The organism is Gammaproteobacteria bacterium (genome assembly GCA_013151035.1).
GTDB lineage: Bacteria > Pseudomonadota > Gammaproteobacteria > JAADJB01 > JAADJB01 > JAADJB01.
This window is the reverse complement of sequence record JAADJB010000009.1, coordinates 13,707-30,971: the sequence shown is the minus strand read 5'-3', so window position 1 is coordinate 30,971 and position 17,265 is coordinate 13,707. Positions and strand designations below refer to the sequence as shown.

Annotated in this window: 15 protein-coding genes and 1 pseudogene; 12 read left to right on the top strand and 4 right to left on the bottom strand. The window is 42.2% G+C overall.

Annotated elements, in window-relative coordinates; all coding sequences use genetic code 11:
• Nucleotides 1-10: 10 nt before the first annotated feature.
• On the bottom strand, nt 11-670 hold the full coding sequence (narL, locus tag GXP22_01625; GenBank protein ID NOX08183.1) for a two-component system response regulator NarL: 660 nt from the start codon (nt 668-670) through the stop codon (nt 11-13).
• Nucleotides 663-2,555 (bottom strand): HAMP domain-containing protein, encoded by a 1,893-nt coding sequence (locus GXP22_01620; protein ID NOX08182.1) that lies wholly within the window; start codon nt 2,553-2,555, stop codon nt 663-665. The genes narL and GXP22_01620 overlap by 8 nt, the downstream gene beginning before the upstream one ends.
• Before the next feature lie 325 nt (nt 2,556-2,880).
• On the opposite strand from GXP22_01620, the gene GXP22_01615 reads away from it, so the two are divergent.
• The 10 genes from GXP22_01615 (at nt 2,881) to GXP22_01570 (ending at nt 12,506) form a co-directional block, all read left to right on the top strand.
• Nucleotides 2,881-3,543 (top strand): c-type cytochrome, encoded by a 663-nt coding sequence (locus tag GXP22_01615; GenBank protein ID NOX08181.1) that lies wholly within the window; start codon nt 2,881-2,883, stop codon nt 3,541-3,543.
• A gap of 60 nt (nt 3,544-3,603) precedes the next feature.
• Entirely contained in the window at nt 3,604-6,300 is a 2,697-nt protein-coding gene (locus GXP22_01610; protein NOX08180.1) for a molybdopterin-dependent oxidoreductase, read from the top strand.
• A gap of 104 nt (nt 6,301-6,404) precedes the next feature.
• A complete protein-coding gene (locus GXP22_01605; GenBank protein ID NOX08179.1) occupies nt 6,405-6,998 on the top strand; it encodes a 4Fe-4S dicluster domain-containing protein in 594 nt (197 codons plus the stop codon).
• A 4-nt stretch (nt 6,999-7,002) separates the two neighbouring features.
• On the top strand, nt 7,003-8,013 hold the full coding sequence (locus GXP22_01600) for a 4Fe-4S binding protein (protein NOX08178.1): 1,011 nt from the start codon (nt 7,003-7,005) through the stop codon (nt 8,011-8,013).
• Nucleotides 8,000-8,611 carry a 4Fe-4S dicluster domain-containing protein gene (locus GXP22_01595; GenBank protein NOX08177.1) on the top strand — a complete coding sequence of 204 codons (612 nt, stop codon included), beginning with the start codon at nt 8,000-8,002 and terminating at the stop codon, nt 8,609-8,611. The genes GXP22_01600 and GXP22_01595 overlap by 14 nt, the downstream gene beginning before the upstream one ends.
• A 40-nt stretch (nt 8,612-8,651) precedes the next feature.
• Complete coding sequence (locus GXP22_01590; GenBank protein ID NOX08176.1) at nt 8,652-9,233, top strand: hypothetical protein; 582 nt, start codon at nt 8,652-8,654, stop codon at nt 9,231-9,233.
• On the top strand, nt 9,230-10,738 hold the full coding sequence (locus GXP22_01585; protein NOX08175.1) for a 4Fe-4S binding protein: 1,509 nt from the start codon (nt 9,230-9,232) through the stop codon (nt 10,736-10,738). The genes GXP22_01590 and GXP22_01585 overlap by 4 nt, the downstream gene beginning before the upstream one ends.
• A gap of 45 nt (nt 10,739-10,783) precedes the next feature.
• Nucleotides 10,784-11,380: a hypothetical protein gene (locus GXP22_01580; protein NOX08174.1), complete on the top strand. Its 597-nt coding sequence runs from the start codon at nt 10,784-10,786 to the stop codon at nt 11,378-11,380.
• A 35-nt stretch (nt 11,381-11,415) separates the two neighbouring features.
• Complete coding sequence (locus GXP22_01575; protein NOX08173.1) at nt 11,416-12,060, top strand: cytochrome C; 645 nt, start codon at nt 11,416-11,418, stop codon at nt 12,058-12,060.
• The gene (locus tag GXP22_01570; protein NOX08172.1) at nt 12,060-12,506 is read left to right on the top strand and encodes a YaiI/YqxD family protein; all 447 of its coding nucleotides are present in this window, start codon (nt 12,060-12,062) and stop codon (nt 12,504-12,506) included. Before GXP22_01575 ends, GXP22_01570 begins: the two co-directional genes overlap by 1 nt.
• 11 nt (nt 12,507-12,517) lie before the next feature.
• Here the strand turns inward: GXP22_01570 and GXP22_01565 are convergent.
• A pseudogene (locus tag GXP22_01565) lies at nt 12,518-12,610 on the bottom strand (VPLPA-CTERM sorting domain-containing protein).
• Between the two features lie 1,011 nt (nt 12,611-13,621).
• On the opposite strand from GXP22_01565, the gene GXP22_01560 reads away from it, so the two are divergent.
• A complete protein-coding gene (locus GXP22_01560) occupies nt 13,622-15,325 on the top strand; it encodes an EAL domain-containing protein (protein NOX08171.1) in 1,704 nt (567 codons plus the stop codon).
• A gap of 27 nt (nt 15,326-15,352) precedes the next feature.
• A complete protein-coding gene (locus tag GXP22_01555; GenBank protein ID NOX08170.1) occupies nt 15,353-16,507 on the top strand; it encodes a fused response regulator/phosphatase in 1,155 nt (384 codons plus the stop codon).
• On the opposite strand, the gene GXP22_01550 is transcribed toward GXP22_01555, so the two are convergent.
• A complete protein-coding gene (locus GXP22_01550; GenBank protein NOX08169.1) occupies nt 16,497-17,255 on the bottom strand; it encodes a molybdopterin-synthase adenylyltransferase MoeB in 759 nt (252 codons plus the stop codon). The two genes, GXP22_01555 and GXP22_01550, sit on opposite strands and share 11 nt — an antisense overlap.
• Nucleotides 17,256-17,265: the final 10 nt, after the last annotated feature.

Here is a 17,265-nt window from a genome sequence, read left to right as displayed (position 1 = left end):
CAAAGCATCTCTAGTTCCCCTGGTTTTTTTTTGCTTTTTGTTCCACTACCCATACTGCTGCCTCAACCCGACTATGAAGATTTAATTTTCGTAGTATATTTTTTACATGAACCTTGACTGTGGATTCAACAATATTGAGTTGTCGGGCAATGACTTTGTTGCTGAGGCCTTTTGCAACAAGAGATAAAATCTGCTCTTCACGCTGGGTTAGTTCTGTTTTTTCTCGTGCTTTTATACTGGATTCTTTATGTAATCCACGGACAATTAATTCAGATACCTTCTGGCTAAGTATAATATGCCCATTAACAACCTGGTGCAGTCGTTGTAGCATATCTTCCGGTTCCATGTCCTTCAGGAGATAGCCATCTGCACCTGCTCGTAAGGTTTCAACTACATTTTTTTCATTATCTGATACGGTTAATATAATAACCCGGCTATTAATGTTTGCAGCCTTTATTGCTTTTAGTGTTTCCAGTCCATTCATCTTGTCCATGTTAAAGTCAAGCAGGATAATGTCAGGTTGTAGTGATTTTGCCAGCTCGATACCACTAAGGCCATTATCGGCATCGGCAACCACCTCAAAAGAATTATCCATGGACACCAGGTCTCGGATGCCTCTTCGAATCAGAGGATGATCATCAATAACCAGAATTGTAATTATTTTATTCATTGATCTGTACAGGGGTTGCCTTGTTTATTGGTGTGAATGTTAATTTAACCTCGGTTCCAGTGTCTTGATTATTGATTATTTCAAATGTGCCATCCAGTGTTTTAGCGCGTTCTTTCATTATGCTTAGTCCATAATGATGTGTTTTTGATTGTTCTTTATCGATTCCTATGCCGTTATCTTCGATAATTATCTGTATGTCACCAACAGAATTATATTGTATGAGGAGAAAGGCTCTGGAGGCATGGGCATGTTGAATGATATTTGATAGCGCTTCACGTATTAGTTGGAGTATATGTATTTCTTCATTAGGGCTTAGGTCGAAATAAGTGATTTTACTATCGCAACTTATGTTTGTTTCACTACGATCATTAAATTCAAGGACGGTCTTATGTAATGTGTCATTGAAGTCATTGCCATCAATTTTTAGACGGAAGGTGGTTAATAACTCGCGTAATTCACGATAGGCGCTATTAAGCCCAATACGTAATTCAGAAATAATATTTATTTCCTCGGGATTATTAGAAGATTTTTCAGATATTGCCTGTAGGCGGCTTACCTGGATCTTCATAAAGGTTAGTGATTGTGCCAGGGAATCATGTAATTCCCGTGCGATGGCACCACGTTCTTCAATTAAGGCCAGTCGACGGGTTTCTGCTGATTGTTGTGAGAGTTTAATGGCTATCCCGATATGATTGGTAATATTTTCAAGTAATTGCTGTTGCCAGGGTGTAACAGGTTTGTTATTGGTTTGCTCTATTATTAAAACACCATATTGTTGGGTCTGGTCTTGAATAGGTATAGTGAGTAGTTGTTTTTTATTTTTATTGTTGTCAGTAATATTTATTAAATGATTTTTTTTACCTGTCAGGCATTGTCTGCAATTGGTTTCTTCGCATAATTGTGTGACAAGATCATCTATAGGCAAGGTTGAAGCCAACATAGTAGCATTCTCTTTTTTATTATTATTCAGACAAATGGCACCTTTACCAATGCCGGGTAGTTTCTCTATATCCTCCAGAATTATCGGATACGTTGTGTTCAGAGATTCAGCTTCATTTAAGCGGTTAACGGTTTTATAGAGGAGTTCTAATGATAGATTGCTTTGCTCTAGATCAATGGTTTTCTGTTGTACGCGTTCTTCCAACTCTGTATAAATCTTTGAAAGATCTTCAGCCATGGAATTGAAGGCTGATCCCAGTTGTCCTAATTCATCCTTGCCCGTATAGGTTGAACGAAATGAAAAGTCCCCATTCCGGGCTTTTTCTGCCCCTGTAAGTAGTTGTTTTAATGGTTTTTGTATGCGGCTATAGATAAGAACAAGAGCAATTAAAACCAGTATTATGGTCAGTATTAATACAATGAACTGAAAATTGCGTAAGCGTTTAATTTTTATTTTTGCATCTTGTTCCAGCAGTGCAACAAGATTGTCAATGTTGGCAACAAAATCGGGCGCGATCATAAAGTAGCGATTACGTAGATTAGTAACCGCAGCCTCACTAATGGACATATCCATTCCTGCGTTACCTGCTGTCTGGATGTCCATAATCCCATCTAGATAAGTGTCAAACAATGGTCTTATTTCTTCTACCCACTGTTTCTCAGTTTGTGCATATCCTGTGTGTAAGTGGTGATGTTTCTCATTGGGGCGCACGCTATTTAGATTGAAATTAGATAGGTGTTTTTCAAATTCAGTAATAAGCTGATGTGTTTTTATCCAATGTTCACGATTATCTACTGTGTTATGTATAAGCTCATTTGCTATTCGGTAGGAGCTCATGCGTAAGGTGCCCGATTCATTAATGGCGGTAGCCAGGCCTTCTGTAGTATTGGTAATAAATAATGATGCTGCCATGCTGGCAAAGGCCAGCAGGGTAATTGTTATCATAACAATACCCATGCTTGTTAATAATGAATGCTGTAAACGTAGGTTCATGGTTTTTTATTGTATCTTTAATTGTTCAGTTAAGCGATAAAATACAGATACTACCAATGAATATATTGATCTTTTTGTTTCTATAATAATTTTCTTAATATATAAAAATAACTATTTTTTTCAATTGGTTATCTTGTTTTATGATCTACTACTTTGGTGGTAGATAGATGAAATTACGTGTCTTTACTTTATGAGAACAGGATGGACATGCGTGTTCGGCTGCTATATAACCATTACTCATACCAGTGAATATTAATTAACTATAAAGGGGATAGCTATGATGCGTCACAAACATTTTATTAATGGGGTGATTGGTATCGCGCTGTTTGTTGTCAGCTTAATGGGGTACGCGGCTTCAAATATTGTACAGGAAGGTAAGCAGATATTCGATATGAACTGCATGGCCTGTCATCAGGCTGATGCTATTGGTAAACCTGGTTTTGCGCCCTCCCTGACCAATAAGGAATTACTCAGAGTTGCTTCTGACAGGTTCTTTATGTCAACTATCAGAGATGGCCGTGTAGGTACCGGTATGCCTCCATTTGCACATCTGGGCAAAAAGAAGATAACAGCCGTTGTAGCCTATCTGCGGGCACATGAAAAAGGGCCTAATCATTCCAAAGAAATTGATGCGCAGCCTGATTCCTACGGTGATGCACGCAAGGGTGATTTGTGGTTTGAGGAGATATGTGAAAGCTGCCATGGTGTGAATGGTGAGGGCTATGCCGCGGGTGTTGTGGGCCCTGCAATTGGTCGAGCTGGATTCCTGAACAAGGTATCAGATGGTTTTATTCGTGAAACCATCAAAAAGGGTCGATCCAATACGCGTATGCGTGGTTTTTCGGGGACGGAAGGTTTGGCTAATCTGAGCGATTCCGAAATTGATGACATTATCTCTTTCTTGCGTAGTTTAAAACCAAGTAATCGTACCGCTAGATAAGCATCGCTGTTTATTAAGCATGATAATATACAAAACATTATTTTACGGGAATAAAATATTATGAAACGTAGCAAAGATATTTCCAGACGTGAATTTATAAAGAATAGCACCTTTATTACAGGTTCAGCTGCCGGTGCCGGTTTGTTTGTCGGTGATAATCCTGAGCTGGAGGCGGCAACAAATCCAGATAGTTCTTCAACCAAACGGACAACGGCACTGGCACAGTGTCCATATTGTGGCGTGGGTTGTGGAACGGTGATTATATCCGAGAATGGTCGGATTGTTTCCATGCGTCCTGATAAGGATCATCCAACCAATTATGGTCTTCAGTGTATTAAGGGTTTAACGGCTGCGGAGCCTATCTACGTTGATCGTATGGAAGGTGATTCGTACGTGCGAAAAGATGTGTGGGAAGAATGGAATAAGCCTGATCATGGTGATATGGACTTTATCAGTAAGACCAAAAATGCCTTTGATGAAGAGTTATTTGTTCGTGTGCCATATCATGATGCGTCTAATATGGTGGCACATAAAGTAGCTTATTTTGCCAAAAAATATGGCGGTAACTCGATTGCATTGTATGGCTCAGGTCAGTTGACTATGGAAGGGCAGTATCTCGAAAATTTATTTATGAAGGGTGTTCTGGGTTCCAATACTATTGAAGCCAATGCTCGTATGTGTATGACCTCGGCGGTAACAGGTTATTTTGCCACCCTGGGTTCTGATACGCCACCGCTGGCTTATGAAGATCTGGAGATGAGCGATATGATTATGCATTTTGGTCATAACGCGCGAGAGTCCCATCCTATCATTTATTGGCGTATTGCGGATTATAAGAAGAAGACAGATATTCCTACCGTCATTGTTGATCCACGTTGGACGGGTTCAAGCCAGGGTTATGCTGATATTAATCCGAAAAACCACGTGCATCTTCCTGTTCTGAATGGTGATATCAGCTTATTAAATTCTATCGCTCATGTGTTATTGAATGATCATGATGATGTGATTGATTGGGGTTTTGTCAAGCAGCATTCCACCGGCTGGAAGGAATATGTTAAAGAAGTGAAGAAGAGCTATAGCCCTGAGCAGGTTCAGGATCGTATGGGTACTGATAAAGTTACCCCAGAGCTGATTCGTAAAGTAGCGGGTATGTTTGCGGATGCAACCCGTAAACGTCTGGCGAGAAGCAAGATGGATCAATCTGGTGATGGTTATGGTGGCGTTATCATCATGTGGGGTATTGGTTATAACCAACATATTCATGGGCAGAACAATGTTATTTCCATTATTAATTTGTTAACGCTAACGGGTAATCTGGCAAAACCAGGTTGTGGACCTTTTTCAATGACAGGGCAGCCTAATGCTATGGGTGAGCGTTTTACGGGTGGTTTAACCGGGCGTCTACCCTTTAATTTGCCACTAAAGGATGAGAAGCATCGTAAACATATGGCAAAGGCCTGGGGTGTGCCAGAAAAGAACCTGATTACTGCAATGAACGGTGATAACAGGGGTATGGCCATTGGTATGATGGAACGTGCAAACAAGGGTGAAATCAAGGCAATGTTTCTGGTCTATGCCACCCATATTGATTTACCGGATCAACATAATCTTGTTCGTCCTGGATTGATGAAATCATTTAATGTGGTGCAGGAAATCTATCGTCATGCACCCAATAATCTATTTGCTGATGTGATCTTCCCTGCAGCGACCTGGGGTGAGGTTGAGGGTGTTTATATTAGCTCTGAACGTCGAATTAATATCTGTCAGGCGGGAGGGACACCACCTCCAGGTTGTCTGCCTGATATGGATATGGTCATTGATAAGGGTAAGGAGATCGCCGATCTTCTGGGTCTGGATGGTGACAAGATCTTCCCGTGGGGTAGGAATGATAAAGGATTCTACGATTCCGAGCAGATCTTCCGTTCTGTTGTAGAGGCCTCCGGGGGGACGGATACTGACCTTACGGGTATGTTGGAGGTTGAGAAGATTGATGGTATCGGTTTGTACCAGCAGTTAATTAATCTGCGTGGTATTCAGTGGCCTGCACCAACGTATAGTATTGCAAAAGAAGGGGGTGCAAAACGTCGTTATATGGGGCAGGAAGGGGTATGGGAATCCAAGCCTTATGGTTATTTCCGTACCAATGATGGCAAGGTGCATATTAAATTGTGCAAGCAGGATTACAGTCAACGTAAGGAAGTTACCAGGAAACTGATGGAGTTTGGTGTCAAGAAGGATCATTACGTTATTGATAATCTTGATTTGATGAAGCAAGCGCGTGATATGGCCTTAACACCGGATCTTCCTGATGAAGAACATCGAGACAAGAACTGGGAGGATATTCCAAAAGACCAATATCCTTACTGGTTAGGACTCGGTGTCGTATATGAACATTTCCATACCGCGAAATCCAACCGTAGTCCAACGACACGTCGTTTGGTTCCCGAGATGTATGTAGAGATGCATCCTGATGATGCCGGGGTGTTGGGTATAAAGGATGGTGATCAAGTGCGCCTTATTACTCGTCGTGGTCATTATCAGGCACGCGCTCAGGTTGGTAGTAATAGTATTGTTAAACCGGCACGAAACTCGGTGCCAAGAGGGTATTTATTTAGCCCATGGAATCTGTCGGTAGCAGATAGTGCTGATCCGAAGAAAAACAAATGGTTAGTAAATGCAGTTTCCAGTCGTGTCTTTGATCCTGTATCGGGTCAGGTGGATTTCAAGAAACTGGCCTGTCGAATTGAGAAGGTTTGATGATGAGTTCAAGGCATGGATCACTCATCTTTATCAGAGACATGCCGTGAATACATCCATGTAGGTTCGATACCGGTGTTCATGTGGGTAACAGTGATTAATTGATGGAAAGACGAAAGTTTTTTAAAGAGCTTATTGCCGGTGCGGTAGCAAGCACTGTGTTGAAGTCATCTTTACTTGAGGCCGCTTTTTCACAGCAAACAGGGTTGAGGTTTCTACGGCCTCCGGGGTCATTGCCAGAAGATATATTTGAAAGCCGCTGTATTCGTTGTGGTCAATGCAGTGAGGTTTGTCCTAATCGTTGTATTGAATATTTCAATCTGGAGAATGGAGTCAAGTCTCTTAATACGCCTTATATTATCCCACGTACCAAGGCCTGTATCCTTTGTATGAAATGTGGTGATGTATGCCCGACGGGTGCTATAAAGCCACTTGAACGAACTGCGGAAGATATCCTTGGTTATGTACGAATGGGTAAGGCTCGCGTTGAAAAAAGTCTGTGTTTATCCTATCAGGGAAAGACCTGTGGTGTTTGTTATCGAGCCTGTCCATTGCAGGATGTAGCGATAAGGGTAGGTATGCTTGAGCAACCCCATGTGCTGGATGGTTGTGTCGGTTGTGGTCTGTGTGAACGGTCATGTATTCAATTACCACAGGCAATCAGGATTATCCCTGATCACATTAGAAGGACGGTATAGGGGAATGAATAATAATATTAAGCCATTCTTTCTCTGGAGGCATCTTAACAAGCTTCGTTGGGTCGTTTTGAGTATTGTTTTTTTGATGCTTGTTCTACTACCTTTTATACATGTTTACCAAACTTTTGTAGCCTCATTTTCCTATGATTTACTCGATGAATCAGAGAAATTCCTATTTGATATTATGGAGGCAATTACCTCGCCGTTTGTTGATGATCCTGCACAGGAACTGGATGCCATTAAAGGTACCACATGGTCAGGCAATTTCTTTGGTTATCAAATATCAGATCCTTTGGCCGTTATTGGTCAGCTTGCCGCAAGTATGTCTATCTATTGGCCATTTGTTTTAACGGCCTTGGTGCCGGTTATATTTACAGTGGTATTCGGACGTTTTTTTTGTGGCTGGATTTGTCCCGCTAACTTTCTTTATGAGCTTAATACAATTGTTTCGCTATGGTTACAGGATCTTGGTATCAGGGCAGGACATAGAAAGCTTGATCGACGCATGAAGTATCTGGTGCTCGCTATTGGCCTGGGGCTTTGTGTCATTAGTGGTTCGGTTTTGATATCGATTATTTATCCTCCTGCAATTATTGGTCGTGAGCTTTATTTTGCAATTGCATTAGGCGGTTTTGGCTCAGGGTTGGTGTTCTTTATTTTAACCTTATTATTTGATTTGTTCGTATCCCGGCGTGGATTTTGTCGTTATATATGCCCTGGCGGTGCACTTTACTCGCTGCTTGGTCGATTCAGAATGTTTCGTATTAAACGCATTGTGGATAATTGTAACGATTGTGCCAAATGTAATGCGGTATGTGAGTTTGGTCTGGATCCGTTGCATGATGATTTTGGACAAGAATGTAATAATTGCACGGCATGTATCGCAGTTTGTCCAACCGATGCAATGACCTTTGTGGTGAAAATCAAGGATGAGGGTAATCAGGGGCCGGGACATTTAGGTAAGCAATATATCCGATTAAATCAGGTACAGGGTAAACAGGATGCGGCGACGTGATCTTTTAAAAAAAATGATTGTTGCAGCAAGTACCTTTGGTCTGGCATCAGTTCCTTATGCTATTGGTCGATTAATGGTTCCGCTTACAACGTTTGATTTCTCGAATCATTTACGCCCACCGGGGGCTCTTGTCAATGAGGATGATTTTATCAGAGCCTGTATAGGATGTGGGCTTTGTGGGGAGGTTTGTCCGCCTCGGTGTATCCTGTTCGAGAAACGAGAGGGTGGTAACGGGGTTAATACGCCCTATATAGATCCTGAGCTAAAGGCGTGTATCCTGTGCCAGAAGTGTATGGATGTTTGTCCAACAGATGCCATTACAAAGATTGATATACATGAAGTTAATATGGGCCTTGCACAAATTGATAGAACAGCCTGTTATCCCTGGGTTGATCGAGGGATTTGCGGGGCGTGTGTCAATATATGTCCATTAGGGGAGAAAGCCATCGCCTTTGAATTTGCTAATATGTACAGACCGTATATAAAAGAGGATGGTTGTGTTGGCTGTGGGATTTGTGTAGAGGTTTGCCCACACCCATCTTTACCAATAAGGATTGTTGAATCTGTGCAGGGCACGGTAACAAGACATAATGCTTAAGGGGACCTTAATGATAAACAGTTTTTTTCCCAAGAATAAAATAATAGAGCAATCAATTTTTACAGGATTGATAGTGCTGTTGATTTCTACCGAATTATTAGCTCATCATGTTCTTGGTCGTCCTGCCTATAGTCTGAATGAAGACTCCAATACTCCGCCCAGTATGCAGGTGGAGACCCAGATGGGTGACTATTTTATTACCTATATGGTTTTTCCTGCATTTCCAAAACCAGGTGAGAACGGGCGGGTGAATGTGTATCTTTCACGGATTGATAATGGTGATACCTTTGATGGTGATATTACCTTTACAGTACGTAATAATGGATGGTTTGAGGATGATAATGAAGAAATGCTGGGGGTACAGCCAGTCTATGATGGTGTGTATCGACAGGGTTTTTTATTCAAGAAAAATGGTGAGTATATCATTACGGCAAAATTTGAAGCTGGGGGTGAGCCGTATATTATCGACTTCCCCCTGACCATTGGACAGGATACATCAATGGGGATTATTGGTATTGCTCTTGGGGTGATTCTATTTGCATTGATTACAGTGAATGTTATACAACGCCGACGCTTGATGCGTAACAAGATACGCAGTGCCCGTCAGGATGACGATATATGATAATGACACATCCAGGTTTACCCTCATATTGGGGATATATTGTTTGGGCTTTTATGCTCATTGTTAGTTTGTGGGTTATTGTGGCAAAAATGCCTGGTAGATTAACTATAAGGCATATCCAGTTAAATGATATTAAGTTATTAGGCTCTTTTAGCCGACTTTTTACCTCGTCTACCGGGTTATTACTTTTTATCAGGATAATTGTTGTCGCATTATTCTTTCTGGTTATTTATTCAGGTCTTACCGGAACACCTGTTCCAGCAAGGAATATCGCTACTGTTCTAACATGGAATATCTGGTGGGCAGGGCTGATCATCTCGATTTTTTTTCTGGGTTCTGCCTGGTGTGCGATTTGTCCGTGGGATGCACTGGCAAACTGGTTTGTAAAGCCTCGTCTCTGGTTATTAAAAATGAATAATAGTCTTGAGCTGAAACCACCGCGATGGATGCGGACAGTATGGCCGGCACTATTAATGTTAATTGGTTTGACCTGGTTGGAATTAGGTTATGGTGTGACATCTGATCCTTACGCAACGGCATTACTGTCATTACTTATGGTGGTGATGGCAACATTGTCATTGGCAATATTCAGGAATAAGGCCTTTTGTCATTATATTTGTCCGGTTGGTCGTACTGTGGGTTTCTATGCGCAGCTTGCACCCATTGAATTACGCCCGATTGATCCGGATATCTGTGCGCAATGCACAGGTCTGGAATGCTTTAATGGTACCGATGAAGTTGATCCATGCCCTACACAACTTGTTATGGGCAGTTTGACACAAAACACCTACTGTACATCTTGCGGTAATTGTGTCCGAAGTTGCCCTGATAAAAATATCTCCTGGCGCTTGCGTCCACAGAGTCAGGAGGCAATCTCCAGCGCACGCCCTCATTGGGATGAGGCATGGTTTATGCTGATTCTGCTGGCACTGACCAGTTTTCATGGCATCACCATGATGGAGTTTTGGGAAACCTGGATGCAACAGTTTGCACAAATAATTGGTGATTCAGGACAATTGTTGGTTAGTTTTTCAACTGGTCTAATGGTAAGTATTATTATACCCGTTAGTATCTACGCATTATTTATAGTTATAACCCGTTGGATATCAGGATCAGATGTTGGTTTTAAACCATTTTTTATGGGGCTGGTCTTTGTTACCCTGCCATTAGCTTTTGCCTATCATATTGCACATAATCTAAACCACATGCTGCGTGAAACGGCAGGTGCTGGCCAATTATTGATGGAAACTTTGGGTATGGGGTCGGGGTCGCTGGTATCACATGGTCGTTTGCCGATTCCGGAAGAGGCGTTGTTTGCGATGCAAGGTCTGTTAATGATGTTTGGTTTCTGGGTTGCAGTTAAAGTCTTACGCTATCGTATTAAATCGTTTGTATCAGAAGCTGGTTTTCGCCTTACACCTATTCTGGTCTTTATTATTAGTGTCAATGGTTTCCATCTATGGTTATTGATGCAACCGATGATAATGCGTATGGGGGGAGTGTGAGATAGAGATTGAGTTAATGGGGTAGTAATGAAAAGGAATAATTAATTGGATAGACGTGAGTTTTTTACCAGGAGTAGTAAGAAGATTGTTAAATCGGTTGCTGATGAGGTGGCGGATAGTGTCAGGGTGCGTGCGGCCAAATGGATTCGACCACCTTTTGCCCTGGAGGAAATTGACTTTCTTTTGGCGTGTACACGTTGTAATGAATGTATTGATGCCTGTCCACATGAGGTGATATTTAAATTACCGGCACGTCTGGGAATTCAGGTGACGGCAACACCTGCACTGGATTTATTGAATCATGGTTGTCATCTATGTGAGGACTGGCCCTGTGTCAGCGTCTGTAAACCGGGTGCATTAAAGATTCCGGTAAAGCCTGATGATGCGGATGATGAAAGCGATGAAAGGTTCTTTCCCCGGTTGGCGATTGCGACGCTTGATAGTAAACATTGTTTGCCTTATAAAGGCCCGGAATGTGGTGCCTGCCAGGGGATTTGTCCGGTTCCTGGTGCTATGGTCTGGGATATGACAAGGCCAGTGATTAATGAAAAGATCTGTATTGGTTGCGCCTTATGCCGGGATGCTTGTATTGTAGAACCTAATGCCATTAATGTACGCTCAAAATATAAAAAACTGTCATGATTAAATCCGTAATAAAGGGTATACGGTCATGGGTAATGGGACATGTTGGTCAATATCCATTGTTATTATCAGGGGGTGTTTTTGTTGCCGGAATATTATTCTGGGGGGCATTTAATACGGTATTGGAAGTAACGAATAATATGGATTTTTGTATCTCATGTCATGAGATGGAAGATAATGTCTATCGGGAATATCTCGGGACAGTACATTACAGTAATCGTACCGGTGTCAGGGCAACCTGCCCGGATTGTCATGTCCCTAAAGAGTGGCAACATATGGTGGTTAGAAAAATTAAGGCCTCTAATGAGTTAATACATAAGGTAATGGGTTCGATTGATACGCCAGAAAAGTTTAATGCCAAGCGTTTGGAACTTGCGAAACATGTATGGGGTGTGATGAAGGATGCTGATTCAAGGGAATGTAGAAATTGCCATTCTTTTGATGCAATGAATAAAGCAGTACAACAGTCCCGCACTGCCCTTGTGCATAACTATGCGCAACAGAGGGGCAAGACCTGTATTGATTGCCATAAAGGTATTGCTCATAAGCTACCAGATGGTTATATGGCTTATAAGGGTGGCAATGATGAAGATCATGAATTTTACGAGCAAGAAAAATTATCGTGTTATCAATGTCATGTGGATATGCCGCAACCAGATAATGAGGATTGGGGTTTTTGATGAAGATATGGGTCGATGCGGATGCCTGTCCGGTTGTGGTTAAGGATATTCTGTTCAAGGCATCAATGCGTACCGGGGTGGCAATGACACTGGTAGCCAATCAATTTGTGCGTGTACCGAAATCACCCCTGATTAATATGTTGCAGGTTGGGGCTGGCTTTGATGTGGCGGATGATGAGATCGTGAAAAGACTGGAGGTGGGGGATCTGGTGATAACCAGTGACATTCCCCTGGCGGCAGAGGTTATCGAGAAGGGTGGCCATGCACTTAACCCCCGTGGTGAGTTGTATACTGTCGATAATATCCGTGCCCGATTAAACATGCGGGATTTTATGGATACTCTACGCGGTAGTGGGATCAGTACCGGTGGTCCACCGCCATTAAGTCAGAGTGATAGGCAGTCCTTTGCCAATCAACTGGATACATTCCTGACCCGATATAGTTAATCAGGACTCCCTTAACGTCGACGTGCGATACTAATCAGACCTAGCAGACCACTACCCAATAACCAGACGGCTGCGGGTACGGGTACGGCTGCAGGGGTTACATTCAGTGCGCTGATATAAAATTGATATTCATTTGAATTATATGAGCCACCCTCTGGATTCATATTGGTGAATATAAATTCGGTGCCGGTCAGAATGGTTGAGAATATATTGGTCAGGCTATAAGTTGTCGTTGTACCGCCATCTATAGTCATATCAAAGCTGCCCAGGAAGTTAGTACCATGACTGCCATTAACAAAGGTGGTTTGCTCAATATTAACCTCTTGATCAAAGGTTAATATCAAGTTTTCCAGATAGGTTACATTGTCATCTGAGCTGGGTGTGCATTGATAACTGCTAGTCAGGTTTTGACAGACACCAAGACCCGCATTACCTGAATCCAGATAGGCGTTGTAAGGGATGCTGCCATCGGGAGAGGAACCACTTGCACTGAGCTGGATACCGTCAACAGTATGTACGAAGGTGACATAGCCCCTTTCGTTGGCATTACCGAGTGCCTTGAAATCGAATATTGCCGCATTCGTTATTGAGCTAATAGACAGTAGGATTAACAGTATGGTGTACTTCACGCCCTGATTATTCATTTTGTGATCCTTGCAGATGGTGACTGGTTTTAATACTCTTGCATTAATTGTGCCATCATATTAAATTTCAATTAATACATGGTGTTACAGTTTATCCTTGTTTTTGTTTACACTCTAAAGTGTAATGTTTTACGACAAAAAATTATATATGTGGCCTGTGATTTATATAAATTTATTATTAATCAATAAGATATATTTGAATTGCGGTTGTTTGTTATTTTTACAAAAAAACACTGAGATCCTGATTTTTATTGTTTAAACCCTATTGTTGTATATAACTATATGTTTTTATTCGTTTATTATTATTTTTGTTGGTTTTTATTTGTGTAATTAATTCCGACATATTGCTTCTTTAGGCAATAATATAATGACTGTATTCTGAATTAGTATAGATAACCTTTGCTGCATAGTGGTTATTTGCGGTATTATCGATTCTACTTGAAAATGATTAAAAAGAACCTGATACCATTAATGCTGAACATATTAGACCGACTTGATGATATTCCTCTGCTACATGCAGCAATTAATAGCGTTGAAGATATTGTTACCATCTCCGATTCCACGGGTGTGATTATTTATACCAATGATGCCTTTAGTCGGATTACAGGCTATGACCGTAGTGAGGTTATTGGTGAGAAGACTAATTTACTCAAGTCGGGTGTGCAGGATGCGCTATTTTACAAACGGATGTGGGACGTGATTAGTACCGGGGAGGTTTTTGAGGGAACGTTGGTTAATCGCAGGAAGGATGGTAACTTTTATCATGAGTATAAGAGGGTAACTCCGGTACTGGATGAGCAGAGTGTGATTCTCTATTATATTTCAATCGGTAAGGATGTTACCGAGTCCGTGAATGATAAGGCCTATATCCATCGCTTGACTTATTTTGATGAGTTAACAGGTTTACCCAAGCTAGCTGTAGTCAAATTGCGTCTTGACGAACGTCTGCAGGATATGGACGTTAGTCAGCAAAAGCATACTATGTTGATGGTTTGCATCAATCAGATTAAACCTATCAAGGATGTTTATGGACAAGAGATTGCTGATGAACTGATTCGTAGCATGTCTACACAGATGCAGTCATTGTTACAAGATGCGGTGACGTTAACCTATATGGGGAGTGGGCGTTTTGGTGTTTTTCTCGAAGGTGTTTCAGATAATCATGATGTCGAGGAAAAGATTAAGCAAATCTTCTCGACGATTCATCTGGATGTCTCTTCAATCAATAAGGATATGACCATTACCTTTTCTGTTGGTATCAGTAACTATCCTGAGGATGGTATCTCGATTGAGCTATTACTGAAGAACGCAGGCCTGGCGATTACCCTGGGGAAAACGATTGATTACGAACATCAATATTATTTTTACACCTCGTTTCAGAGCAGTAAGCAGGAGAAGAATACCCTGTTGCTGGAGATTGAGTTATTGAGGGCGTTGGAGCGTGATGAATTTGTTTTGCATTATCAACCACAGGTAGATATTCAAACGGGTAAGATTACAGGTAGTGAAGCTTTGTTACGTTGGCAACACCCGGAACGCGGGATGGTGTTTCCGGATGAATTTATACCGGTGCTGGAGTCATCAGGTCTGATTGTTTCAGTAGGGAACTGGGTATTGCAGGAGGCCTGTCGACAGAATCAGTACTGGATACAGGAATGTGGTTATGAGTTGAGTGTTTCGGTGAATGTATCCGCAGTGCAGCTACAGACGGATGATTTCCCTGATCGGGTACTTTCTTCTTTATCGGATAGCAATATGCTATCGAGCGCGTTGGTGCTGGAGTTGACGGAAAGTGCCATGATAAAGAACCTCGGTAGGACTCAAGCACTTTTACGCACGTTGTCTAATATGGATATTAATATTGCGATTGATGATTTTGGTACGGGCTATTCTTCACTTTTATATTTAAAGGATCTACCTTTGTCATCATTGAAACTGGATAGAACCTTCTCCCAAAGTATGTGTGAGAATAAGAAAGATGAGGCTATTGCGGAGGCCATTGTCTCTATTGCCCGGTCTTTTGATTTGAAGGTTGTGGTGGAAGGGATTGAAACGCGTAAGCAGTTATCCAGGGTGTATCAATTAGGTTGTCATTCATTGCAAGGCTATTTATTTAGCCGTCCTCTAGCAGTGGATGATATGACAGTATTGCTGGAGAGTGGCAGACGCTTGTAATGGTATGACGATAGAGATATTACGGTTATGAAAAAAGGACGTGTGCTGGTAGCCGATGATGACAAGATCTTTTGTATGATGACTGCTGAGGTTCTGACGCGTAGTGGTTATAGCGTTATTACTGCCTCGAATGGTAAAGAGGCTGTTTACCGTTATCAGCAAGATACCCCGGATGTGATCTTGATGGATATTGATATGCCTGTTGTGGATGGTTTGCAGGCGGCAGAGATGATTAAGTCTCTGGCTGGAGATTTGTTTATTCCAATTCTGTTTCTTACGGGTACCGATGAGGATCGTGTTCTGGCGCGTTGTTTTGCTGCGGGTGGGGATGGTTTTATGGTCAAACCCTGCTCTAATTTGGCACTGAAGAGCAAGATCGATCAACTGTTAAGGGAAAAAGAATACCGGAGATCCACCCAGAGTCGTATTGATGAATTACATTCCATGGTTAATATTCTGCAAATTGAGCAGGAGGTGGCGGAACGTTTTTTTCAGCATATCAGTAATAGCCGCAAGCTTGATATGCCCGTTAATATTCAACATTACTCATCGCCCAAGGGTCTGGTTAGTGGAGATATTGCGTTATGTTCGGATGCGCCTTCCGGCAAACAATATGTGTTGGTGGGGGACTTTACCGGGCATGGATTACAGGCTGCGATGGGTGCTTTCTTTGTTTCAGAGTTATTTTATTCCATGGTGGAGGATGATGTTCCATTAAAGGATATTGTGTCCACGATTAATCGTCGTTTGCGGGAGGCGACACCGGGTGATTTTTATCTGGCAGCAACAGTGCTTGAGATTAACCATGAGACCCGTGAGATCCGTAGCTGGGCGGGTGCTTGTCCACCGGCATTAGTGTTTTCTTCAGAACGGGGTGTGTTAGCAAAGATTGAGTCAGATCATATGCCGTTGGGGATTCTGAATGATGAAGGTTTTGATGCCTTGACCCGGGATCAAGTGCTGCCATCGGATGCCTCAATCTTTTTATATACCGATGGTCTTGTTGAGGCCTCTAATGTTGATGGTGACATGTTTGGTGCCGATCGTATTGAGGCAATTCTCAAAGATAGCAAAAACAGTGATGAGCTATTTGATAATATCTTGAACCAGGTTAATTATTTTAGTGGAGGTTGTATGCAGAGTGATGATACGACCTTTGTTGAAGTGAAGTTCAGGTCTTAGAATATTCCCTGGAACATACCGGGCAATCAGGATCTCTGCGTAATTTTATACTGCGCCATTCCATGTGTAACGCATCAAGGATCATTAGCTGACCTGCCAGGGTCTGTCCCAGATCAAGTAATACCTTGAGGGTCTCCAGAGCCTGCATGCTGCCGATGATGCCGACTAAGGGGGAGAGGACTCCATTTTCACTGCAGGTCTGTTCCAGTTCGTCACCCTCGGTATAGAGACAGTGGTAGCACGGGCTATTATCCTTACCCGGTGTAAAGACACTGATTTGTCCCTCCATACGTATTGCTGCACCGGATATGAGCGGGATTTGTTGGCGTACGCAGGCGGCATTGATGGTAAAACGGGTATTAAAGTTATCACTGGCATCGACGACAGCATCGACCTGTTGCATGATGACTTCCAGCTCCTCTGCGTTGAGTCGGTGTGCGATGGTGTTAATCTTGATATCGGGATTAATGCCCTTAAGTGTATCCACTGCTGAATCCACCTTGTCACGGCCGATATCCTGTTGATGATGCAGTATTTGGCGTTGTAGATTAGAAAGATCGACCTGATCATCATCAGTAATGGTGATTTGTCCCACACCGGAGGCAGCCAGGTACATGGCTACGGGTGAGCCTAGTCCACCTGCGCCAATGATGAGTACATGCGACTGTAGCAGACGTTGTTGCCCCTCAATATCAATACCGGGAAGCATAATCTGGCGACTATAACGAAGGAGTTGCTGATCATTCATAGGTTAATTT